17 protein-coding genes are annotated in these 21,830 nt (G+C 75.5%); 12 read left to right on the forward strand and 5 right to left on the reverse strand.

Annotation, left to right across the window (positions count from 1 at the left end):
• Positions 1-124: 124 nt before the first annotated feature.
• Entirely contained in the window at positions 125-1,072 is a 948-nt protein-coding gene (locus ACFYNX_RS12940) for a LysR family transcriptional regulator (RefSeq protein WP_365543316.1), read from the reverse strand.
• A 104-nt stretch (positions 1,073-1,176) separates the two neighbouring features.
• Positions 1,177-2,367, reverse strand: coding sequence for an aromatic acid exporter family protein (locus ACFYNX_RS12945; RefSeq protein WP_388660891.1), 1,191 nt, complete (start codon positions 2,365-2,367; stop codon positions 1,177-1,179).
• A gap of 171 nt (positions 2,368-2,538) precedes the next feature.
• On the opposite strand from ACFYNX_RS12945, the gene ACFYNX_RS12950 reads away from it, so the two are divergent.
• A complete protein-coding gene (locus ACFYNX_RS12950) occupies positions 2,539-3,870 on the forward strand; it encodes an amidohydrolase (protein ID WP_388660894.1) in 1,332 nt (443 codons plus the stop codon).
• Positions 3,871-3,911: 41 nt separating this feature from the next.
• Here ACFYNX_RS12950 and ACFYNX_RS12955 read toward each other — a convergent pair whose 3' ends face one another.
• The gene (locus tag ACFYNX_RS12955) at positions 3,912-5,378 is read right to left on the reverse strand and encodes an aminotransferase class I/II-fold pyridoxal phosphate-dependent enzyme (protein ID WP_388660896.1); all 1,467 of its coding nucleotides are present in this window, start codon (positions 5,376-5,378) and stop codon (positions 3,912-3,914) included.
• 271 nt (positions 5,379-5,649) lie between these two features.
• On the opposite strand from ACFYNX_RS12955, the gene ACFYNX_RS12960 reads away from it, so the two are divergent.
• From ACFYNX_RS12960 to ACFYNX_RS12970, 3 genes are all read left to right on the forward strand, one after another.
• On the forward strand, positions 5,650-7,434 hold the full coding sequence (locus ACFYNX_RS12960) for an N-acetylglutaminylglutamine amidotransferase (protein WP_388660899.1): 1,785 nt from the start codon (positions 5,650-5,652) through the stop codon (positions 7,432-7,434).
• Positions 7,407-9,635: a S9 family peptidase gene (locus ACFYNX_RS12965; protein WP_388660902.1), complete on the forward strand. Its 2,229-nt coding sequence runs from the start codon at positions 7,407-7,409 to the stop codon at positions 9,633-9,635. The genes ACFYNX_RS12960 and ACFYNX_RS12965 overlap by 28 nt, the downstream gene beginning before the upstream one ends.
• 114 nt (positions 9,636-9,749) lie before the next feature.
• Positions 9,750-10,844, forward strand: coding sequence for a glutamate--cysteine ligase (locus ACFYNX_RS12970; protein WP_365543298.1), 1,095 nt, complete (start codon positions 9,750-9,752; stop codon positions 10,842-10,844).
• Positions 10,845-10,898: 54 nt separating this feature from the next.
• Here ACFYNX_RS12970 and ACFYNX_RS12975 read toward each other — a convergent pair whose 3' ends face one another.
• A complete protein-coding gene (locus ACFYNX_RS12975) occupies positions 10,899-11,444 on the reverse strand; it encodes a hypothetical protein (RefSeq protein WP_365543295.1) in 546 nt (181 codons plus the stop codon).
• Between the two features lie 125 nt (positions 11,445-11,569).
• Between ACFYNX_RS12975 and ACFYNX_RS12980 the strand changes: the two genes are divergently transcribed.
• Positions 11,570-12,007, forward strand: coding sequence for a hypothetical protein (locus ACFYNX_RS12980; protein WP_388660906.1), 438 nt, complete (start codon positions 11,570-11,572; stop codon positions 12,005-12,007).
• Between the two features lie 55 nt (positions 12,008-12,062).
• Here the strand turns inward: ACFYNX_RS12980 and ACFYNX_RS12985 are convergent, their stop codons facing one another.
• Positions 12,063-13,547, reverse strand: coding sequence for an alpha/beta hydrolase (locus ACFYNX_RS12985; RefSeq protein ID WP_388660909.1), 1,485 nt, complete (start codon positions 13,545-13,547; stop codon positions 12,063-12,065).
• Between the two features lie 215 nt (positions 13,548-13,762).
• Between ACFYNX_RS12985 and ACFYNX_RS12990 the strand changes: the two genes are divergently transcribed.
• The 7 genes from ACFYNX_RS12990 (at position 13,763) to ACFYNX_RS13020 (ending at position 21,795) form a co-directional block, all read left to right on the forward strand.
• Positions 13,763-14,674, forward strand: a complete 912-nt coding sequence (locus ACFYNX_RS12990; protein WP_388660912.1) for a MerR family transcriptional regulator — start codon at positions 13,763-13,765, stop codon at positions 14,672-14,674.
• 234 nt (positions 14,675-14,908) lie between these two features.
• A complete protein-coding gene (locus ACFYNX_RS12995; RefSeq protein ID WP_388660915.1) occupies positions 14,909-15,676 on the forward strand; it encodes a GntR family transcriptional regulator in 768 nt (255 codons plus the stop codon).
• A 37-nt stretch (positions 15,677-15,713) separates the two neighbouring features.
• Positions 15,714-15,941: a ferredoxin family protein gene (locus ACFYNX_RS13000; protein ID WP_030313017.1), complete on the forward strand. Its 228-nt coding sequence runs from the start codon at positions 15,714-15,716 to the stop codon at positions 15,939-15,941.
• 14 nt (positions 15,942-15,955) lie between these two features.
• Entirely contained in the window at positions 15,956-17,302 is a 1,347-nt protein-coding gene (locus tag ACFYNX_RS13005) for an ABC transporter substrate-binding protein (RefSeq protein ID WP_388660918.1), read from the forward strand.
• 56 nt (positions 17,303-17,358) lie between these two features.
• Entirely contained in the window at positions 17,359-18,225 is an 867-nt protein-coding gene (locus ACFYNX_RS13010) for an ABC transporter permease (RefSeq protein ID WP_388661544.1), read from the forward strand.
• Positions 18,222-18,968: an ABC transporter ATP-binding protein gene (locus ACFYNX_RS13015; RefSeq protein ID WP_388660921.1), complete on the forward strand. Its 747-nt coding sequence runs from the start codon at positions 18,222-18,224 to the stop codon at positions 18,966-18,968. Before ACFYNX_RS13010 ends, ACFYNX_RS13015 begins: the two co-directional genes overlap by 4 nt.
• A gap of 73 nt (positions 18,969-19,041) precedes the next feature.
• The gene (locus ACFYNX_RS13020; protein WP_388660924.1) at positions 19,042-21,795 is read left to right on the forward strand and encodes a fumarate reductase/succinate dehydrogenase flavoprotein subunit; all 2,754 of its coding nucleotides are present in this window, start codon (positions 19,042-19,044) and stop codon (positions 21,793-21,795) included.
• The last annotated feature ends 35 nt before the right edge of the window (positions 21,796-21,830 follow it).

Here is a 21,830-nt window from a genome sequence, read left to right on the forward strand (position 1 = left end):
CTGAAACCGTAGGGATCCCGCCGAGGGGACGGCAGTTGCCAGTCGGCCCCTGCCACGGCGTTATGGCCGGGGCCGAAGGGCCTTCGCGGGCAGGGGCGTCGGGGTACGGGAAGGGCGGCGCGGGTCAGCGCGGGGTGCCCTCGCGGGGTGCCGGGGCCGTCGTGCGGCCGGCGCTGCGGGCGAGCGCCTCCTCGTGGGCGGCCCGGGTGTGGTTCAGGACGGCGGCGGCCCGGCCGGCGGCACGTCCCTCGGGGTGCCAGCCGAGCAGGTGGCGCCAGACCAGCGGCGCGCCCGCGAGGGGTCTGGTCACGAGGCCGGGGGTGACGGGGAAGGTGGCCCGGCACAGGCCGACGGCCCGGCCGACCTGGACCAGGTGCACGCAGGAGGCGGTGTCCGTCTCGTACACGCAGGCCGGGGTGAAGCCGGCGCGTACGCAGGCGGCGGCGAAACAGTCGCCGAAACAGCCGTCGCCCGGCACGTCGGTCCAGGCCTCCGCCGCCAGTTCGGCCAGGTCGATCTCGGTGCGGGGCGCCAGCGGGTGGTCGGCGGCCAGCATCACGTACACCGGGTCGCGGGCGACCTCCGTCCAGGCGAGCCGGCCCGCCTCGGGCGGTCCGCTCTCGCCGCAGACGCCGACGAGGGCGAAGTCGAGCCGGCCGGCGACCACTCCGCCGGCGATCTCCCGCTCCGACCAGGAGGTGTACGTGGTCACGGGCGCGCCCGGGTCGGTGCGGGCGATCCGGTCGACGAGGCCGCCGAGCAGCGGGCCGTGCGTGCCGCCGAGCCGGTAGCCCTCCGCCCCTTCCCGGGCGAACCGCACCGCCTCCTCCTGGAGTTCGCACACGGCGGGCAGCACCACGCGGGCGCGTTCCAGGACGAGGTCGCCGAGCGCCGTGGTCCGCACGCCTTCCCGGCCCCGCTCGAACAGCTCGCCGCCCAGGGCGCGTTCGATCCGCTTGAGCTGGGCGCTGAGGGCGGGTTGCGCGAGGCCGAGCGCGGTGGCGGCGCGGGTGAGACTCCCCGCGTCCGCGATGGCCCGGATCGTCTTGAGGTGCCTCAGCTCCAAGTCCATGGGGAGAGCTTGGCGTCCCGCGTCCGGGAGGTCCAGACCAGCGACGGCCCCGCGCGGCGGGAACCGGGGAAAACGTTCCGCCGCCCTCCGGTACGCGTCACCGCTCAGCCGCGCGTGTCGGCGGCGAGGTCCGCCGTGTGCTTGATCTCCTCCAGGATCCGCGCCGCCTCCACCAGGACCGTGCCGTGCACGGGCCACTCCCCCTCCCGGTCGGGGCGGCCGGACCTGGTGGCGGTCGTCACCTCCTCGTAGCGGCGCTCGGCGTCCTCGACGCGGGCGCGGAGCCGGTCGGGGTCGTCCGGGCCCCGGGGCGGGGCGAGGTGTTCGAGCGCCTCGGCGACGGCGTGCAGCAATTCGGCGTAGGAGGCGGAGAAGTCCGCCGAGACGGAGACCTCGAAGGCGCGGCGCGGCGCGGACGGTTCGGGGGTCCGGGGCTCGTACGTCAGGGCGCGGGCGATGGAGCGGGCGTGCGTGCCGACGCGCTCGATCATGCCGATGGTCTCGTGGCAGCGCTGGAGCGAGGCCTGGGCGCTGTTCCAGGAGCGGCGGGGGTTCAGCCGGGTGTTCTCCTGCTCCCTTTCGAGCGTCGCGCGCGCGTCCGCCGCCCGGGCCGCCAGGTCCTCGCAGCGGCGCGGCCAGTCCTCCTCCCGTACCTCCTCGTCCCCCTTCTTTCCCGCGGCGGTCCGGGCCAGGTCGCGCAGGAGGGTCTGCGCGCGGGCGGCCAGCTCCTCGACCCGGTGCCGTGCCGTGGCCGTGTGCGGCGAGGGAGCGACGGCGAAGTGGGCGGCGAGGCCGCAGCAGACGCCGATGGCGGCGGACGCGACGAGGTGGCCGATGTAGTCGATCCGTCCGCCGCCGCCGGCGAACGCGAAGAGGGCCACCACCGGGACCTGGGCGCCCTGGCCTCCGAGGAGGTGGAGGCGGGCCACCATGAGGGCGAGGAAGACCAGGACGCAGAGGGCCCAGGCGTGGACGCCGACGGTGCTGCCGAAGGCCGCCGCCACCGCCGTGCCGATCGCCATGGCCCCCAGGTACTGGGCCGAGTCCCACAGCGAGCGGTAGACCGTGGACTGGAGGGCGAGGAGCGCGGTGAACGGAGCGAACGCCGTGACGTTCGCGGGCAGCAGCCACGAGGAGAGGCACCAGGCGACGGTCGCGGCGGCCGCGCCCTTGGCCTGGAGCAGCATCCCGTCGCGCGCCTCGCCGGGCCCCCGTATCGCGTCCTCCAGGGACGTGCGGGCGGTGCGCCACCTGCGCCGGCACCAGTCGCCCGCCCTGCTCTTCGTTCCGGACACGCCTCTCCCGTCCTCCGTCACCGCTCGTGCCCGCCGCGCCTACCCGACCCCGGGGGATGTACGTGTGCGGCTTCCGGCGTCCCGGGAAAGAAGCGGCCGTTCCGGGCATCGTGCGCGCCGGACGTGGAAGACGCGGGGGTGGAGGCGACCGTTCGCATCGGAGGAGGACCCGTGTCCCGCACCCCGGAAGTCCGTACGGAGGAAGCCCGTGCCCCGGAGGCCGTGTACGCCCGCGTCGGGGAGGAGGTGGCCGCCCGGGCGGACCGGCTCTGGGACGTGAGCCTCGCGCTGCACCGCGAGCCCGAGACGGCCTACGAGGAGCACGGGGCGTCCCGGCTGCTCGCGGACGAGCTCGAAAGGGAGGGTTTCCGGGTGGAGCGCGGCGTGGCGGGGCTGCCGACCGCCTTCGTCGCACGGTCGGACAGGAAGGACAGGAAGGACAGGAAGGACAGGAAGGACGGGAAGAGCGGGAAGGGCGGGGAGGGCGCGGCGGGCGGGGGTCCGCGGGTCGCCCTCCTGATGGAGTACGACGCGCTGCCGCTGCTCGGTCACGCCTGCGGGCACAACCTGATCGCGGCGGCCGGCCTCGGCGCGGCGCTCGCCGCGCGGGCGGCGCTCGGCGGGGGTGAGGACGGGACCGGGGGCGGGGCCGGGTCCGGGTCCGGGGCCGGGGGGACGCTGCTCGCCGTCGGGGCTCCGGCGGAGGAGCGCGGCGGCGGGAAGGTCGCGGAGGTGGCGGCGGGCCTGTTCGACGGGGTGGACGCGGCGCTGATGTTCCATCCGGGCGTGTACGACTGGGCGCGGGCCCCGCTGACCGCCAGCGCGCAGATCCGGGTGGGGTTCCACGGGCGGGCCGCGCACCCGACGGGCAGCCCGACGGAGGGGATCGACGCCCTGGGGGCCCTGATCCAGCTCTTCAACGCGCTGGGCGTGCTGCACAAGCGCCTGCCGTCCGGGTCGCACGTCCAGGGGATCGTGACGGACGGGGGCCGGGCCACGAACATCGTGCCCGAGTACGCGGAGGGCCTCTTCGGGCTGCGCGGCGGGACCACGGCCGCCCTGGAGGAGCTGGTGGAGGAGCTGCGCACGTGTGCCCGGGGCGTGGCGCTCGCCACCGGCACGACGGTGGAGGTGACGGATGTGGGCGGCCGGTACGAGCACTTCCGGGACAACGACGTGCTGTCCGATCTCTTCGCCGGGCACCTGGAGCGGACGGGGATCCGCCTTTCGGAGCCCGTGCCGGGCGTGTACCTGGGGTCGTCGGACATCGGCAACGTCAGCACGCGCGTGCCCGCGATCCATCCGTTCGTCGCGATCATGGACGAGGACGGTTCGGACCACACGCCGGAGTTCGCGGAGGCGGCGGCCGGGCCCCGGGCGCGGCGGGCGATGCTCGCGGCGGCCGAGGCGCTCGCCTGTACGGCGGTGGACGTCCTGCTGCGGCCGGACGTGCCGGAGCGGGCCTGGGACCGCTTCCGGGAGAAGGCGGCCGCGGGGCTGTGACGGGTCCCCCGTCTCCCCCGGCCCCGGGGGAGACGGGACCGTCAGCCCTCGACGGTCACGCGGACGGTCTTGACCTCGGGGTCGGCCGCGTCCGGCACGACCATCCCGGCCTCGACGCCGCTGCGCAGGTACCGCAGGACCTCGGCGTTGAGCCGCTCGCCGGGCAGCGCGGCGGGGATGCCGGGCGGGTAGGGCGTGAGCATCTCGGCGGCCACCCGGCCGACGGCTTTCTCCAGGGGCACCTGCTCGACCCGCCCGAAGAAGGCGTCGCGCGGGAGCATCGCCTGTTCCAGGCGCAGGTCGGCCGGGTCGGCGACCTCCACCCGGGGCGCGGGGCGCAGTTCGCCGGCGTGCGCGGCGGCGTCCCGCAGGGCGTCGAGCAGGAGCTGCGCGCTGTGGATGTCGTCCGCGTGGGTGAGCTGGGCGCTGGTGCGGCGGTGGTCGGACAGGTGCAGGTTGACGTGGTGGCGCTCGCGGATCCAGTCGGCGATCCGGTAGCCGGTGGTGCCGAGGCCGGTGATGTCGACGATGACCTGGAGGGGGTCGAGGTCGGCGGCGCGGCCGGGCCCGCAGAAGTCGTCGCGCCCGTGGACGCGCATGCCGTCGATGCCGTCGATCCGCGTCCGTACCGTCTTGGCCAGGGAGAGCGCGTCGTCGTAGAGGGCGTGGCCGTGCTGGGCCATCTGGCGGCGCCAGCCGTCGAGGGCCGCGTACACGAGGACGGAGGGGCTGGTGGTGCCCAGGAGGTCCTCGCGGTTCTTGAGGACCTCGGGGTCGATCAGGTCGCCCTGGAGGTGGAAGACCGAGCTCTGTTCGAGGCCGGAGCCCATCTTGTGCACAGAGGTGACGCACACGTCCGCGCCGGCGTCCATGGCCCAGGTCGGCAGGTCCGGGTGGAACGGCAGGTGGGCGCCCCACGCCTCGTCGACGATGAGCGGCACGCCGTGCTCGTGGCAGACGTCGGCGATGGCCGCCAGGTCGGAGCAGGTGCCGTACGGCGTGGGCGTCGTGACCAGGGCGCCCCGGGCGTCCGGGTGCTCGGCGAGGGCGGCGCGGAAGGAGTCGGCGGACGGCGGGTGCGCGAGGTGCAGTTCGGCGTCCCACTGGGGGTCCACCCAGACCGGCACGATCCCGGCGAGCACGAGGCCGGACACCACCGACTTGTGCGCGTCCCGTCCCACGAGCAGCTTCTCGTGGGGCCCGGCGACGGACAGCATGGCGGCCTTCACGGAGAGCGAACTGCCGCAGGTCGAGAAGAAGGTGTGCTCCGCGCCGACCGCGTCCGCCATCAGCTCCTGTGCCTTGGCCAGCACCCCCTTGGACGACCTGCGGTCGTCGAGACCGCTGGTGGCCAGCACGTCGGACCGGAAGACGGCGTCCCCGAGGACCGCGCGCACGCGGGCGTCCGCACCGCGGCCCTGCTTGTGGCCGGGCGGGGTGAAGGGGGTCTGGTTCTCCGCGTGGTAGGCGGCCAGGGCGTCGAGCACGGGTGCTTGTGAGTGGTCCATGCTGCTTCGACTGCCCCCGGGAAAAGGACAAAAACCCCAGGTGGTCGTGGACGGAGGGTGTTCGCACCATGACGCTTCGGAAGGCATGATCCCTGGTCGGCCGGGCACTCGCGATACGGAGCGGGTCGCCGCGCGCCCCGTACCGAGGGGTGCACGGGCACTTGCTCCCTGTCTTCGAGGAGTCTGCAGTGAGTGATGCACATGAGGTCGAGGAGGGCTGTGAGGCCCCGGACGCGCCGGGGGCGGCGGGAGAACGACGGACGGACGTGACATGTGCGGTCTGAGCGGTGAGATACGTTTCGACGACCGCAGGCCCGACGTGGCCGCGGTGGAGCGCATGACCGACCGCCTGGCGGCCCGGGGCCCCGACGGCCGGGGCATCTGGTCGCAGGGTCCGGTGGCCCTGGGGCACCGCCGGCTCAAGATCATCGACCTGTCCGAGCGCGGCGCCCAGCCGATGGCGGACGCCGATGCCCGGCTCACGGGCGTGTTCAACGGGTGCGTGTACAACTACCAGGAGCTCCGGCGGGAGCTGGAGACGCTGGGGCACCGGTTCTTCTCCACTTCGGACACCGAGGTCGTCCTCAAGGCGTACCACCAGTGGGGCGTCGACTGCGTCGACCGCTTCAAGGGCATGTTCGCCTTCGTCATCGTGGAGAACGACACCGGCCGGGTCGTGCTCGGCCGCGACCGCCTCGGCATCAAGCCGCTGTACCTGTCCCACGCCCCCGGCCGGCTGCGGTTCGCCTCCAGCCTGCCCGCGCTGCTCGCGGGCGGCGGCGTGGACACGTCCCTGGACCCGGTCGCCCTGCACCAGTACCTGAGCTGGCACGCCACGGTGGCGGCCCCGCGGACCGTCCTCAACGGGGTGCGCAAGCTGCCGCCCGCCACGGTGCGCGTGGTGGAGCCGGACGGCTCGTACCGCGACCGGGTCTACTGGCAGCCGTCGTACACCCGCCGCGCCGAGTACGCGGGCATGGACGCGGCCGACTGGCGCGACGCGGTCCTGGACGCGCTGCGGACGGCGGTGCGCCGCCGGATGGTCGCCGACGTGCCGGTCGGCGTGCTGCTCTCCGGCGGGCTCGACTCCTCCCTGATCGTCGGGCTCCTCGCCGAGGAGGGCCAGAAGGACCTGGCCACGTTCAGCGTGGGGTTCGAGGCGGAGGGCGGCGAGGAGGGCGACGAGTTCCACTACTCCGACCTGGTCGCCCGCCACTACGACACCGCGCACCACCAGTTGATGGTCCCCTCGGACCGGGTGTCGACCGCCCTGGACAGCGCGGTCCTGGCCATGAGCGAGCCCATGATCAGCCATGACGTGGTCGCGTTCCACCTGCTCTCGGAGCTGGTCTCCAAGGAGGTGAGCGTCGTCCAGAGCGGTCAGGGCGCCGACGAGGTGTTCGCCGGCTACCGCTGGTACCCGGACCTGGCCTCCGTGCCGCGCGAGCGGGAGCCGGAGCAGTACGCGGAGGTGTACTTCGACCGTCCGCACTCCGACTTCGCCCGGATCCTCCAGCCGCACCTGCTGACCGGCCGGGACGAGTCCGGCCTGTTCGTCCGCGAGCACATGGCCGCGCCGGGGGCCGAGACCGCGCTCGACGCGGCGCTGAGACTCGACACCCACGTCATGCTCGTCGACGACCCGGTCAAGCGCGTGGACAACATGACCATGGACTGGGGCCTGGAGGCCCGGGTGCCGTTCCTGGACCACGAGCTGGTCGAGCTGGCGGCGGCCTGTCCGCCGGAGCTGAAGCTGGCCCAGGGCGGCAAGGGCGTCCTGAAGGACGCGGGCCGCGAGCTGCTGCCGCGCGAGGTCGTGGACCGGCCCAAGGGGTACTTCCCGGTGCCGGCCATCCGCCACATGGCGGGGCCCGTCCTCGAACGGGTGCGCCAGGCGCTGTCCGCGCCGGAGGCACGCGCGCGGGGCGTCTTCCGGGACGAGTACGTCGCCGAGCTGCTCTCCGCCCCCGACCACCACCGGACGAAGCGAGGAGCGAACGCCCTGTGGCACGTGGCGTTGCTGGAGATATGGCTGCAGACGCACGGGATCGAGTGATCGGAGCGATGTCGGCGGCGCCCGTGCCGGTGCCGCTGGCCGACGCGGCAGGGACCCGCGACACGCCCCGGCCGCTGGTCGCGCACGGCTGCTGGTACCCGTCCGTGGACCCCACGGGCGAATGGGTGGCGTTCATCTGCGACCGGACGGGCGTCCCCCAACTGTGGACCGGGGCGGTGAACGGCACGGAGATCCACCTCCTGGACGCGGATCCCGACCCGGTCACGGAGGTGGCCTGGTCCCCCGACGGCCGGTGGATCGCCTACACGGTCGCCCCGGGCGGCGGCGAGCACACCCGTGTCCTGTGCGTACGGCCGGACGGCACCGGCCGCCGGATCGTGGCGGGCGCGGACGCGGGCAGCTCCGCCTACCTGGGCTGCTGGACGCGCGACGGCTCGGCCGTGGCGGTCACGGTGGCCGAGCCGCCGCCCCCGGCGGGCCGCACGGTCCTCCGGGAGCCGCCCGCCCCGGACCACGGGACGGCGTTCGCCGACCTCCCCCCGGGCTGGGCGGAGCGCGACGGCCCGGCCACGCTGCTGGGCGGCGCCGGACACGGGGAGGTCGGCCCGGACGGGGCGGGACCCGGCCACGGTCACGGCTTCGCCTCCGGTCACGGCTTTGGTTCCGGTCACGGCTTCAGCGCCGCTTCCGGCCCCGGCTTCAGCCCCGGCTTCGGCTTCGGCTCCGGGGCGAGCGGGCCGGACGGCGGGAGCATCGGTCCGGACGGCGAGGGCGGCGGTCTCGACGGCGGCGCGCCGGACCGGCTCACCGCCTATCTGGTCGACCCCTCCGGACTCGGGTCGCCCGTGCTCGTCGCCGCCGAGTCGGGCGCCGCGACGCTGCGGGTGTGCGACGTCAGCCAGGACGGCCGGTTCGCCCTGGTGCGCCGGGGACCGCGCGGCCGGCGGGAGGCGGTGGTGGTGCGCACGGCCGACCTCGCGACCGGATCCGTCCTGCGGGTCGGCGACGGGGACCCGTGGATCGGCCGGTTCTCGCGGGACGGGCGCACCCTGTGGCTGCGCAGCGACCACGAGCGCCCGTTCGCGGCGCTCCTCGCGGCCTCCCTCGACGAGGACGGCGGGCGCCTCGGCCTGTCCGTGGTGGCCGAGCGCGAGGACAGCGACCTGGAGCTCCTCGCCTTCGCCGAGGACGGGCGCACGGCCGCGCTCGCGTGGAACGTGCGGGGCGCCAGCGAGCTGGAGACCCTGGGCCTGTCCACGGCGGCCCGGCCCCGGCGGGTGCCGCTGCCGCACGAGGTGGTCACCCGCATCACCCGGGCCGGGCCGGCGGGAATGGTCCTCGCCGTATCGGGTTCGCAGCGCCGTCCGGGCGTGTGGTGGGTCCCTCCCGGAGCCGGGGCGCTGTCGGCGCGCACGCCGTGGTCGTCCCGGGACGAGGACGCCGTGCCCCCGGGCCGCCCGCCCGTACGGCCCGTGCCGCTGCGGCCGGTGGCCCGTGACGGGCTGCACCTGGGCGGCTGGTACTACCGGGCGCCGGGCCGTGACGCCGGGCGTCCGGCCCCGTGCGTGATCCATCTGCACGGCGGGCCGGAGGAGCAGGAGCGGCCGGTGTTCGACCCGCTGTACCACGAGCTCCTCGGCCGGGGCCTGGACGTCTTCGCGCCCGACGTGCGCGGCTCGTCCGGCTGGGGCAGGTCGTTTGTGGACGCCGACCTCGGTACGGGACGGTTCGCGGCCATCGACGACGTGGCCGACTGCGCGGCGCACGCGATCCTGGAGGGCCTGGCCGATCCGACGCGCCTCGCGGTGATGGGGCGCTCGTACGGCGGCTATCTGACGATGGCGTCCCTGGTGTGGCACCCCGAGCTGTTCCGTACGGGGGTGGCGGTGTGCGGGATGTCGGACCTCGCGACGTTCTTCGCGGGGACGGAGCCGTGGATCGCCGAGTCGGCGGCGCACAAGTACGGCCATCCGGTGCGCGACCGGGAGCTGCTGCGTTCCCTGTCCCCCATGAGCCGGGTCGACGAGCTGCGGGTGCCGCTGCTCGCGGTGCACGGCGAGCACGACACGAACGTTCCGCCGGGCGAGTCCGAGCAGATGGTGCGCGCCGCGCGGGAGCGGGGCCTGCCGGCCGAGATGCTCACGCTGCGTGACGAGGGGCACGAGTTCCGGCGGGCGGACAACCGGCGGCTGTTCCGCCGGACCGCCGCCGACTGGATGCAGCGGCACCTGGACCGGTGAGCGGCGGCGCTCTTCCTCACCGTCCGCAGCCGGGTGGTCCCACCCGCGTGACCTGCGGAAAAGCGGTGCCCTCCGGACCGATTCCCGCCGTCCGATCGGGGGTATTCGGGAGACATGATCACTATTGGGGTCGAGGAAGAGTATTTGCTGCTCGATCCGGACACATGCCTGCCGGTTCCGCTCGGTGACCAGGTGCGCGCGTCCGCCGGACTGCAGCCGCTCGTCGAGGGCACCGAGGTCCAGTCGGAGCTGCTCCAGGCGCAGGTGGAGGTCGCCACGCCCGTGTGCACGGACCTGGAGGAGGTCGGCGGCCACCTGCTGCGCCTGCGGCACGCGCTCGGCATGGCGGCGGAGAAGAACGGCTGCCTGCTCGCCGCCTGCGCGACGGCCCCCTACCGGGAGACGGTGCCCGTGCCGGTCACCCGGAAGGCCCGTTACCTGGCGATGTCCACCCAGGCCCCGCAGCTCGTGGCCGAGCAGTTGGTCAACGGGATGCACGTGCACGCGGCCGTACCGGACCGCGAGATGGGCGTCGCCGTCCTGAGCCGCATCCGGGTCTGGCTGCCGGTCCTGGTGGCCATGTCCGCGAACTCGCCCCTGTGGGACGGCGGCGACACCGGGTTCGCGAGCTGGCGCACGGTGATCTTCGGGCGGTGGCCGGTCAGCGGTCCCCCGCCCCGCTTCACCTCGCTCGCGGACCACGAGGAGCGCGTCCAGGCGCTCCTCGACACCGGCATCATCACCGACACCGGCCAGTTGTACTGGCAGGCCCGCCTGTCCGACCGGTACCCCACGGTCGAGGTGCGCTGCGCCGACGTCCAGTTGCGCGCCGACGAGGCGGTCATGTTCGCCGGGATCGTCCGGGCGCTGGTCGCCACCGCGATCGACGAGGAGAAGGCCGGGATGCCGCTCCCCGACTGCTCGCCCGAGCTCCTCCAGGCGTCCAACTGGCACGCGGCCCGGCACGGTCTGAGCGGCCTGCTCGTCGATCCGGAGGGCCGGTCGCGCCGGGCGGGCGACGTGCTGTGTTCGCTGCTCGAACACATCACGCCCGCGCTCGACGAGGCCGGCGACACCCGCGAGGTGTCCTCCCTCCTGCACCGGCTGCTCCAGGAGGGCACCTCGGCCGACCGCCAGCGCCGCGCCCTGGCCGAGGGCGGCCTGCCGGCCCTCGTCGAACTGATCACCACGGAGACGGTCGCCCCCTGACCCCCCACCCCCTCCTCCGTCCCGCGCGCCGCCGGAAGACCGGCGGCGCGCCGTTCAGATCTTCCCGGCGACCAGACGGGTCCGGTGCCCGAGGACGCGCGTCACCTCGGCGATGAACTCCGGCCGCAGCGGCGGACCGTTCCAGTGCTCGATGCCCAGGTACGCGAAGGCCAGGTGGTCGTTCTCCCACTCCCACGCGGGCAGCGGGACCGGCCGGCGGCAGGCCGGGCACCGCACCACGGCCTCGCCCGTGGCGTGCCAGGTGTCCATGGCCTCGGAGAAGGGGAGCCGTTCGTCCTCGCCGGACGCGGTCTCCGCGCAGTGCGGGCAGACGGGCGAGCCGCCGGTGCTCAGCGATCCGAAGAACACCGTGCGTTCGGTGACGATCGCCAGGCCGTCGGTCGACAGCCAACGGCGTTCGTCCGTCACGTGCGACCAGCGCGGTCCCGGCGTCAGCACCGGCCGGTCGTGGTGGGAGAACCCCTCCCCCGCGACCGCGATCCCCTCCTCGACCAGCCACGCCGCCACCCGGGCCCCGAGCGCCTCCGCCTCCTCGGGCGTGGCGTCGAGGTCGACGATCGTCTGATAGTGGCTCCCCACCGGCGTCCCCCTGTTCGGTCCGTACCGTCGCGACGGTACGGCAAGGGTCCGACAATGGGTCCGGCTCGCTGCGCCCCGGGGAAAACGCCTGTCGGCGCGGGCGGCAGGGGTCCTACGGTGAGTCCATGCACCGACAGCACGGGCGCGGCCGGCGCCCCGCCCGCCGGGCCCGGGGGGCGGGCGGCCCGGCGGACGTCCCGCCCTTCGACGTCACGGGTTCCGACGTCGTGCTCGTCGGGTACTTCTCCGCCCGGCAGCGGGACTTCGCCGCCCTGATGGACGCGGCCGCCGCCGAACTGGCGGCCCGCGGCGCCCGGGTCGTGGCACGGGCCGTGCAGCGGCGTGGCGTCTCGCACGGAGGAGCCCGGGAGACGTCCCTTCCGTTCTCCTCGCGGACGCTCCTGAGCGGCGGGAAGGCCCGCGAGGTGGCGGAGGCCCGCGAGCGGACGGACGCGGACGCGGTGGTCTTCCTCAACGCGCTGACGGGACATCAGCGGCATGTCCTGACGGGCCTCTTCCGCTGCCCGGTCGTCAGCCTCGCGGAGACCCCGCCGCCGGTGTGAGCCGACCGGGATCGCGGGCGCGTACGGTCACCCCGGCCGTGGGCGCGTACGGTCGTCACTCCCCCAGGAGCGAGAGCACCGCCGTCATCGCCCGGTCCACGGCCTCGGCCGACTCCTCGGTGGGGTCGAGCAGTTCGAAGCCGTGGCGGCCGTGGGGCACGTCGACGGTCTCGACCCGGGCCCCGCGCTTCCCGGCGGCGGTCAGGAACTCCTCGACCGTCGCCGCGATCGCCGGATGCTCCAGGCCGGCCCGGGTGAGGACCACCGCCGGTCCGTCCGCCGTGCCCACCGCGTCGACCGGGCGGAAGCGGGGCTCCACCGCCTCCCAGCCGGGCAGCGGCGCGAGCATCGGGTAGGTGGCGGCCACGCACCGCAGCCACGGCGGGGGCGCGGCGAGCCAGTCCGCCGCGAGGAGCCCGCCGCCGGAGAAGAACCAGAGCGCGATCCGCTCCCCGTCGACGCGCGGGTCGGCGCGGACGAGTGCGACCGCCCCGGCGAGGTCCTCGGCGGCGAGGGCGTAGTCGGCGAGGCCGTGGAGCCGGTGGTCCAGGGTGGCGCCGACGGCGCCCGCGCCCGCCGCGAGGCGTCCGTACCCCAGGAGGGACGGCGTGTCGCGCGGGGTGGGCCGCTGGTCGGGGTCGACCGGCCCGCCGTGGACGAAGACGATCGCCGGCCGGGGTCCTCCGGCGTCCGGGAGGTGGAGGTCGACCCGGCCGTGGCGTTCGCGCGGGGCCTCGGGGACGTCCCGTACCCCTTCGAGGAAGGGCCGGAGGTGCGTCGGCCGCTCGTCCGCGGGCGCGGTCACCCGGTGGCCCTCGCCCGCCGCCGCGCGGAGCAGCGTCTCCGCGAGTCCGGCGGGCGCGGAGAGCATCGGCCAGTGTCCGGTGGCGAGTTCGAGGAAGCGGATCCGGTCGTCGGCCAGCGCGCGGAACCGGGGCGGGCCCGACTCCACCAGCATCTCGACCGTGGAGACGTCCGCTCCGCCGGCCGTGCACAGGACGCCGGTGACCGGCAGGGCGGAGGCGGATCCGGTCAGACGGAGCGGTTCGGTGAGCGTGGCGGCCGGCTGGGGCACGGCGAGGCGCTCCAGGCGGGCGAGGGCCCCGTCGGGGACGCCTTCGAGGCCGCCCCAGCGGGACCGGGTCTCCCGCGTCGGCGGCGGGACCCGTCCGTCCTCGCCGGCCCGGCCCCCGGGGTCGGGCACGGAGCGCGCGGCCGGCTCACCGTCCTGCGGGAGGAGCGTGTCCAGGGCGACGATCCGGGCGACCCGCCCGGACCGCCGGTCGGCCGCGCCGAGCACCGGGTGGAGGCCGTACCCGTGGCCCACGAGGACCACCTCGGCCGCCGTGAGGCCGTCGATCAGCCGCACCAGGTCCCCGACGTGCGTCTCCAGCCCGATCCCGGCCCCTGCGCGCCGGCCGTCCATGCCCGTCAGGGTCACCGGGTGCGCCTCGGCACCCGCCCCCCGCAGCCGCGCCGCCGTCTCCTCCCACACCCAGCCGCCGGTGAAGCTGCCCGCCACCAGTACGAACGCCGTCATGACCGTCTCCTCGCCTCTTCCGGGTCCTTGCGCGGCCGTGTCCGCCGCTCCCCGACGCTAGGAGCTCCCCCTGCGGGAGGTTCAAGAGCCGTTTCCGGCGTCCTCACCAGACGAGGACCCCGCCGTGTCGAACGCATATGCGTACCGCGGGCGGCGGGCCGGACGTCAGAATGGGTGCGTCCGAAGACGGTCGGCCCTTCCGGGAGGTGCGTGTCGTGGTGTCCGACGGCCTGTGGAGCATCGGGGAGTTGGCGGCCGGGGCGGGCGTCACCGTCAAGACCGTGCGCTACTACTCCGACCGCGGCCTGCTGCCCGAGGCGGCCCGCAGCTCCGGCGGGCACCGCCGGTACGGGCCCGGGGCGCTCGACCGGCTCCGCCTGATCCGTTCCCTGCGCGCGCTCGACCTGCCGGTGCCCGAGGTCGAACGGGTCCTCGACCGGGACGGCGTGCCGGCGGAGGTCCTCGCGGACCGGCTGCGGGACGTCGGCTCCCGACTGGCCGCGCTGCGCTGGCAGGAGGCCGCCCTGCGGTCGCTCCAGGAGTGCCCCGCCGGGGAACGCGCGGACCGGGCGCGGCTGCTCGGCGCCGTGCCCGCGCCGCCCGGCACGGACGCCCTGGTCCGGTTCTGGCGCCGGATCCTGCCGGTGGGGCTCCCGGGCCGGACGGTGTCCCTGGTCCTGGACTCGGTGGTGCCGCCGCCCCCGGCGGAGCCGAGCCCCGCGCGCGTACGGGACTTCGCCGAGCTGCACGCGCTCGCCTCCGGCCCGTTCCCCGACGCCGCGTGCCGGAGCGCGCAGCCGCTGCCGGAGGGCGCGTACCGGCCGGACGTGCTGTACGAGGGCCTGGCCGAGGCGTACGCGCTGGCCGAGGCGGAGGCCCGGACCGGGCGGGCCGGCGGGGCCCTGGACTGCTTCGTCTCCGCGTACGCCGCCGCGCAGGACGTACGGGACATCCCGGCCTTCCGGCGCGGTCTCGTCGCCGTGCTCGACCGGGGCGACAGCCTCCTGATCCGGCGGTACTGGAAGCTCGCCGCCGGCCTGTTCGCGCCGGGCGAGCCGGTCCTCGGCCTCCTCCACCACCGCCTCTCCCTCGCCCTCCGCCACGAGGTCGGGGGACACGCGGTCTGACGGGCCCTCGCCCGGGTCCCGCCCCAGGGCCCGGTCCAGGACCCGGATGCGGAACGGTACGCGCACCCCGATCCGCATCCTGGGCCGCCGGCCGTCCACGTGGTGGGCGGCCGGGTGGCGGAACTCCCCGCCGCTCCGACGTATCCGCTGGTCAGAGGCGGCACGGAGGCTTCGCCGGGTGGCGCAATGTTGCGGCAACACCACCGGGGCCGGTCCGCCACTACGTTCCGTGCCATGCCCGCCGAACCCGCTCCCGCCGCCCGCCCCGTCGCCGCCGCCCGCCGTCGGCGCCTCCGGGCGGACCGGGCGCGGCAGCTCGCCGACCTGCTGCGCCACCAGATCCTGGCGGGCGGCTTCCCCGGCGGGGTGCTCCCCCTGGAGGACGTCCTCGCGGCCGACTACCGGGCCAGCCGCAACACCGTGCGGCAGGCCCTGGACCTGCTGCGCGGCGAGCAGTTGGTCGACCGGCAGCCGGGGGTCGGCACGGTGGTGGTCGGTGAGAAGTACCCGCACGGCCTGGACCGGCTCCAGGGGCTCGCCGAGACCCTGCACGAGCACGGGCGGGTCACCAACGAGGTGCGGACCGTGGGGCCGGTCGGAGCGCCCGGCCCGGTGGCCCACCGGCTCGGGCTTCCCGACCACTCCGACGTGCTGTGCATCGAGCGGCTGCGGCGCCTCGACGGGCTGCCGCTCTCCCTGGACCTGTCCTACCTGCCGATGGACATCGGCGCCGCGCTCCTGGACTGCGACCTGGAGAACACGGACGTCTTCCGGCTCCTGGAGCAGCTCACCGGCTCCCCGCTCGGGCACGCGGAGATCACCCTGGAGGCCGTCAACGCCGACGCGCACTCCGCCGCCGTGCTCCAGGCCCCGCGCGGGGCGGCCGTCCTGATGCTGGAGCGGCTGACCCGTCTGCCCGACGGCCGGCCGGTGGACCTGGAGTTCATCCGCTTCCGCGGCGACCGCATCACCATGAGCGGCGTCCTGCGCCGCGCCCTCTGATCCGTGACGACCCACCCCCTGTTCCCTGGAGACAGCCATGCCCCTGGTCCCCCAGCGCGCCGACGTGCCCGTGACCATCGACGAGTCGAAGTGCATCGACGGCTGCACGCTCTGCGTCGACATGTGTCCGCTCGACTCGCTCGCGATCCGCGAGGAGGACGGCAAGGCGTACATGCACGTCGACGAGTGCTGGTACTGCGGCCCGTGCGCGGCGCGCTGCCCCACCGGCGCGGTCACCGTCAACATGCCCTACCTGCTCCGGTGAAAGGCCGACCCTCCATGTCGACAAGAAGACTCTCCCTGTCGCTCGCCCTGCTCCTGCTGCCGCTCGCCACCGCCTGCGGGTCCGGCACCGGCGACGGGGCCGGGGCGAAGGCGGTCACGGTGACCGTCGGCTACCAGTCGAAGACCATCAACACCGTCACCGCCGGCACCCTGCTGCGCTCCCTCGGCTACTTCGAGGAGGAGCTCGCGGCGCAGGGCCGCGAGGACGGCGTCGCCTACCGGGTGAACTGGCAGGACTACGCGACCGGGGCGCCGATCACCGCGCAGATGACGGCGGGGAAGATCGACATCGGTTCGATGGGCGACTTCCCGCTGCTCCTCAACGCGGCGCGCGGCAAGCAGCTCGAGCAGCCGACGCGGCTGGTGTCGGTGACCGGCTACAACCTGCGCGGCGGGCTCAACACCGTGGTGACCGCGCCCGGTTCGCCGCTGCGCTCACTGGCGGACCTGAAGGGCCGCAAGGTGTCCACCAGCGTCGGCTCGGCCGCCGACGGCACCCTGGTCCGGGCGCTCCAGCGGGCCGGCCTCGACCCGGCGAAGGACGTCCGGAAGCTCAACCAGCAGCCGAGCGTGGGCGCTTCGGCCCTGGCGGCGGGCGGCGTCGACGCGCTGTCCCAGTTCGTCGCCTGGCCGGGCCTGCTCGCCTTCCAGGGCCGGGCGACGGCGCTGTACGACGGGGCCGAGCTGGACCTGCCGACCTTCCACGGCGTCACCGTACGGGAGAAGTTCGCGCAGGAGCGGCCGGCGGTGCTCGACGCGTTCCTGCGCGCGCAGCAACGGGCCACGGACGAGCTGCGCGCCCGGCCGGTCGCGTCCGCCGAGTCGGTGGCGGAGGAGACCGGGCTGCCCGCCGAGGTGGTCTACCTCTACAACGGCGCCCGGGGCATCGCCACCTTCGACCCGGCACTCCGGCCCGGGCTGGTCGCCGCCCTCAAGGAGGACGTGCCGGTCCTGGCGGCGGCCGGTCTGGTGGAGGAGGTCGACGTGGACGCCTTCGTGGACCCGGCCCCGCTGGAGCGGGCCGTGCCGGGCGGCGCGTACCCGGAGGCGGCCGCGCCGAAGCCGGAGCTGTGGCTGAAGGGGCAGGGATCGACCCGCACGTTCGACAGCCCCGGCGCCCTCCTGAAGGCGATCGGCGAGGCCGGGGCGGACCGGGTGCGGGCCGCGTACGTGCCGGACGCGGTGACCGGGACGCCCTGGTTCGCGGACCGGGCGGTGTGGGTGCGGGACGGCGGCGGGTGGCGCGCCTTCGTGACCCGGGCGGGCGCGGAGCGGTACGTCACCGGGCACCCCGGTTCCCGGATCGTCGGGTACGCGCAGGCCGTGGGGTCGGCGTCGTGAGCGCGGGACGGCTCCCGTCCGTCCGCGCGGGCCGCCGCACGGCCCCGTCGCCCGCGGTGCGCCGCCTCGTCCGGATCGCCTCGCCGCTCGCGGCCCTCGGCCTGTGGCAGGTGCTGACCTCCCTGGACGTGAACCTGTGGCTGCGGTTCGAGCAGTTCCCGACGGTCGTGGAGGTCGCCTCCGCGTTCGCCGACCGGGTCGGCACCGAGGCGTACCGGCAGGACCTCGGGCACAGCCTGCGCCGGATCACGGTCGGCTTCCTCCTGGCGGCCGTCCTCGGGGTGGCGGCCGGGACGGCCGTGGCCCGGTCCCGGTGGGCCGCCGACGTCCTGGGCCCGCTGGTGGAGGTGGTCCGACCGGTCCCCGCCATCGCCCTGGTCCCGGTCGCGATCCTGCTGCTGCCCACCAACGAGCAGGGCATCGTCTTCATCACCTGCGCCGCCGCCCTCTTCCCGGTGCTCGTGTCGACCCGGCACGCGGTGCGGGCCCTGAGCCCGGTGTGGGAGGAGGCCGTGCTGACCCTGGGCGGGGGCAGGGCCCGGGTGCTGTTCTCGGTGGTCCTGCCGGGCGCCCTGCCGGGGATCTTCGGCGGTCTGTCCGTGGGGATCGGCGTCGCGTGGATCTGCGTGATCTCGGCGGAGATGATCTCCGGCGAGTACGGGGTGGGCTACCGCACCTGGCAGGACTACACGGTCGTCGACTACCCCGGGGTCTTCGTCGGCATGGCCACCATCGGCGCGCTCGGCTGGCTCACCTCCACCGCCGTGGAGGCGCTCGGCCGCCGGGTCACCTCCTGGCTGCCGCGTCCGGCCGAACGGAGCGGCGCCGGGCCCGGCCGGGCGGCGGTCTCCCCGGCCCCCGCCGCCCCCGCCCGTACGCCCTTCCGTTCCGTCCCCCTGCCCGAGAAGGAGCCGGTGCCATGAGCACCACGAGCACTGCGAGCACCACGGGCGCGGAACTCGCCCTGCACGAAGCAAGGTTGGGGCATCCGGGCGGAGCCGCCGTGTCCGGTCCCGTGGAGCTGCGGATCGCGTCCGGCGAGCTCCTCGCCGTCGTCGGTCCCTCCGGCTGCGGCAAGACCACCCTGCTGCGCACGCTCGCCGGGCTGCTGCCGCCCCTGGAGGGGCGGGTCACGCAGGACGGCGAGCCGGTGCGCGGGCCCGGCGCCGACCGGGCCCTCGTCTTCCAGCACGACGCCCTGCTGCCCTGGCGGACGGTCCGCGCCAACGTGGAGCTGCCGCTCGCGATCCGCCGGGTCCCCCGCGCCGAGCGGCGGCGTGCGGCGCAGGAGTGGCTGGAGCGGGTCGGGCTCGCCGGGCACGCCGCCCGGCTGCCGCACCAGCTGTCCGGCGGGCAGCGGCAGCGGGTCCAGTTGGCCCGCGCCCTGGCGGGGCGGCCCCGCGCGGTCCTCATGGACGAGCCGTTCGGCGCGCTCGACGCGCACACCCGGGCCGGGATGCAGGACCTCCTGGTGGAGATCCTGCGCGGGACGGGCGCGACCGTCGTCTTCGTCACGCACGACGTGGACGAGGCGCTCCACCTCGGCGACCGGGTCGCCCTGTTCGCGTCCGGCGAGGTCCTGGACGTCCCGCACCCGCGCGTGCGGGACGCCCTGCACGCGCCCGCGACGGCCGCGCTGCGTCGCCGCGTCCTCGACTCCCTCTGACGCCCCCTCCGGCCGGCCCCGCCGGACCCCGCCGCCCCTCTCCGCCCCTCTCTGCCCCCCGAAAGGCCATCCCGTGGACACCCCCCTGACCGTCCCCGACCCCGCCGACGCGACCGAGCTCTCCTGCGACGTGCTCGTCGTCGGCGGCGGGACCGCCGGCACGATGGCCGCGCTGACCGCCGCCGAACGCGGGGCGAGCGTGCTGCTCCTGGAGAAGGCGCACGTCCGGCACTCCGGTGCCCTCGCCATGGGGATGGACGGCGTCAACAACGCGGTCGTGCCGGGCCGGGCCGAACCGGACGACTACGTCGCCGAGATCACCCGCGCCAACGACGGCCTGGTCGACCAGTCCACCGTCCGGCAGACGGCGACCCGGGGCTTCGCGATGGTGCGGCGCCTGGAGTCGTACGGGGTGAAGTTCGAGAAGGACGAGCACGGCGAGTACGCAGTCCGGCAGGTGCACCGGTCCGGCTCGTACGTGCTGCCGATGCCGGAGGGCAAGGACGTCAAGAAGGTCCTCTACCGGCAGCTGCGGCGGCGCGAGATGCGGGAGCGGATCCGGATCGAGAACCGGGTGATGCCGGTCCGGGTGCTCACCCACCCGGACGACGGGCGGGCCGTCGGCGTCGCCGGTCTCCACACCCGTACGGGCGAGTTCGTCCTCGTACGGGCCGGGGCCGTGATCCTGGCGACGGGCGCCTGCGGGCGGCTCGGGCTGCCCGCGTCGGGCTATCTGTACGGCACGTACGAGAACCCGACGAACGCGGGCGACGGCTACGCCATGGCGTACCACGCGGGAGCGGCGCTCACCGGGATCGAGTGCTTCCAGGTCAACCCGCTGATCAAGGACTACAACGGTCCGGCGTGCGCCTACGTCACCAATCCGTTCGGCGGGTACCAGGTGAACCGGCACGGCGAGCGGTTCGTGGAGTCGGACTACTGGTCGGGGCAGATGATGGCCGAGTTCGCGGCCGAACTCGCCTCGGACCGGGGGCCCGTGTACCTGAAGCTGAGCCATCTGCCCGAGGAGACGGTCGGCGCGGTCGAGTCGATCCTGCACACCACGGAGCGCCCCACCCGGGGCACGTTCCACGCGGGGCGCGGCCACGACTACCGGACGCACGACATCGAGATGCACATCTCCGAGATCGGCCTGTGCGGGGGCCATTCGGCCTCGGGGGTACGGGTGGACGCGCACGCCCGCACGACCGTGCCCCGGCTGTACGCGGCCGGCGACCTCGCCTCCGTACCGCACAACTACATGATCGGCGCGTTCGTCTTCGGCGACCTGGCGGGCGAGGACGCGGCGCGGTACACCGCGTACGAGGGGGAGCTCGACCGGCAGCAGGTCCTGGACGCGCACGATCTGGTCTACCGGCCGCTGCGGAACCCGGCCGGGCCTCCGCAGCCGCAGGTCGAGTACAAGCTGCGGCGGTTCGTCAACGACTACGTGGCGCCGCCGAAGACGGGTGCGAAGCTCTCCCTGGCGGTGGAGGCGTTCGACCGGATGTCCGGGGAGATCGCCGGGATGGGGGCACGCACGGCCCACGAGCTGATGCGGTGCGCGGAGGTGTCGTTCATCCGGGACTGCGCCGAGATGGCGGCGCGGGCCTCGCTGGCCCGGACGGAGTCGCGGTGGGGCCTCTACCACGAGCGGCTCGACCACCCGGAGCGGGACGACGCGGGCTGGCTGCACCACCTGGATCTGCGCAAGTCCCCTTCGGGGGCGATGGAGTTCACGGCGCGGCCGGTGGAGCCGTATCTGGTGCCGGTGCCGGAGTTCGCGCCGCCGGGCGGTCCCGAGCGGCACCTGGGCGAGGTGGAGCTCGTGCCGGTGGCCACGGCGGGTCCCCGGGACGCGGCCCCGGCGGCGCGGCCGGCCGCTCCGCCGGGGAAGCCGGAGGCGGAGGGCGCGACGGAGGTGGAGGGCGCGACGGAGGCGGCCTCCCCCCGCCTCCTCGAACTGCTCGGTCTCGTCGAGGAATCCCCCGGCCTGGACGTGCTCGGCCCGTATCTGGAGGACGCCGATCCGGCGGTGCGGGCCGCCGCCGTCACCGCCCTCGGGGAGACCGCTCCGGCCGGGACGGGACCCGCGCTCGCCGCGCGGCTGCGGGACGCCTCGCCCCGGGTGCGGGCCGCCGCGGCGGCGGCCCTGCGCGAGCTGGTCGAGGTGCTGCCGGCGAAGCCGGTGCTCGGGGACGGGCTGCGGGAGGCCCTCGGCGTGCCCGATGCGGCCGTGCGGGCCGCCGCGCTCGACGTCCTGCGGGCGCTGCGGCTCGGGGACGCCCCGCTGTACGCGGCGGCGCTCGGCGACGCGGAGGTGGAGGTGCGGGCCGGGGCCGTCCGGGCCCTCGTCTCGGTGGACGCGGTCGCGGAGCTGGCGCGGGCCGCCGCCGACCCGGCGCGCGAGGTGCGGGTCGCGGTGGCCCGGGGCCTCGCGGCCGTGCGCGACCCCCGGCCCGGTCCGCTGGCGCCGCTGCTCGACGACGCCGATCCGCTGGTCGGGGGCGCGGCCCTCGCCGCCCTGGCCGGCACCGGCTGCCCGCCGGAGTACGCGGCGCGGGCCGCCGCCGCGCTCGGCGCCCCCGCCTGGCAGGTGCGGGCCGGGGCGGCGACCGCGCTCCGGGCGGCCCCGTCCGCCCTCGCCGTACCGGCCCTGGCGCCGGTGCTCGCGGACGCGAACGCGGACGTGCGCAAGGCGGCCGTCCTCTCGCTCCTCGCCCACCGGGACGACCCGGCGGCCGGGGCCGCCCTGGCCGGGGCGGCCGACGACCCCGACGCGGACGTCCGCGCCTACGCGGCCCGGGCGGCGCACGCGATCCGCTGACCCGCGCCCCCTCGGCCGGGTGGCGGTCGGCGGCA

This window comes from Streptomyces sp. NPDC007872, assembly GCF_042868165.1.
Lineage (GTDB): Bacteria > Actinomycetota > Actinomycetes > Streptomycetales > Streptomycetaceae > Streptomyces.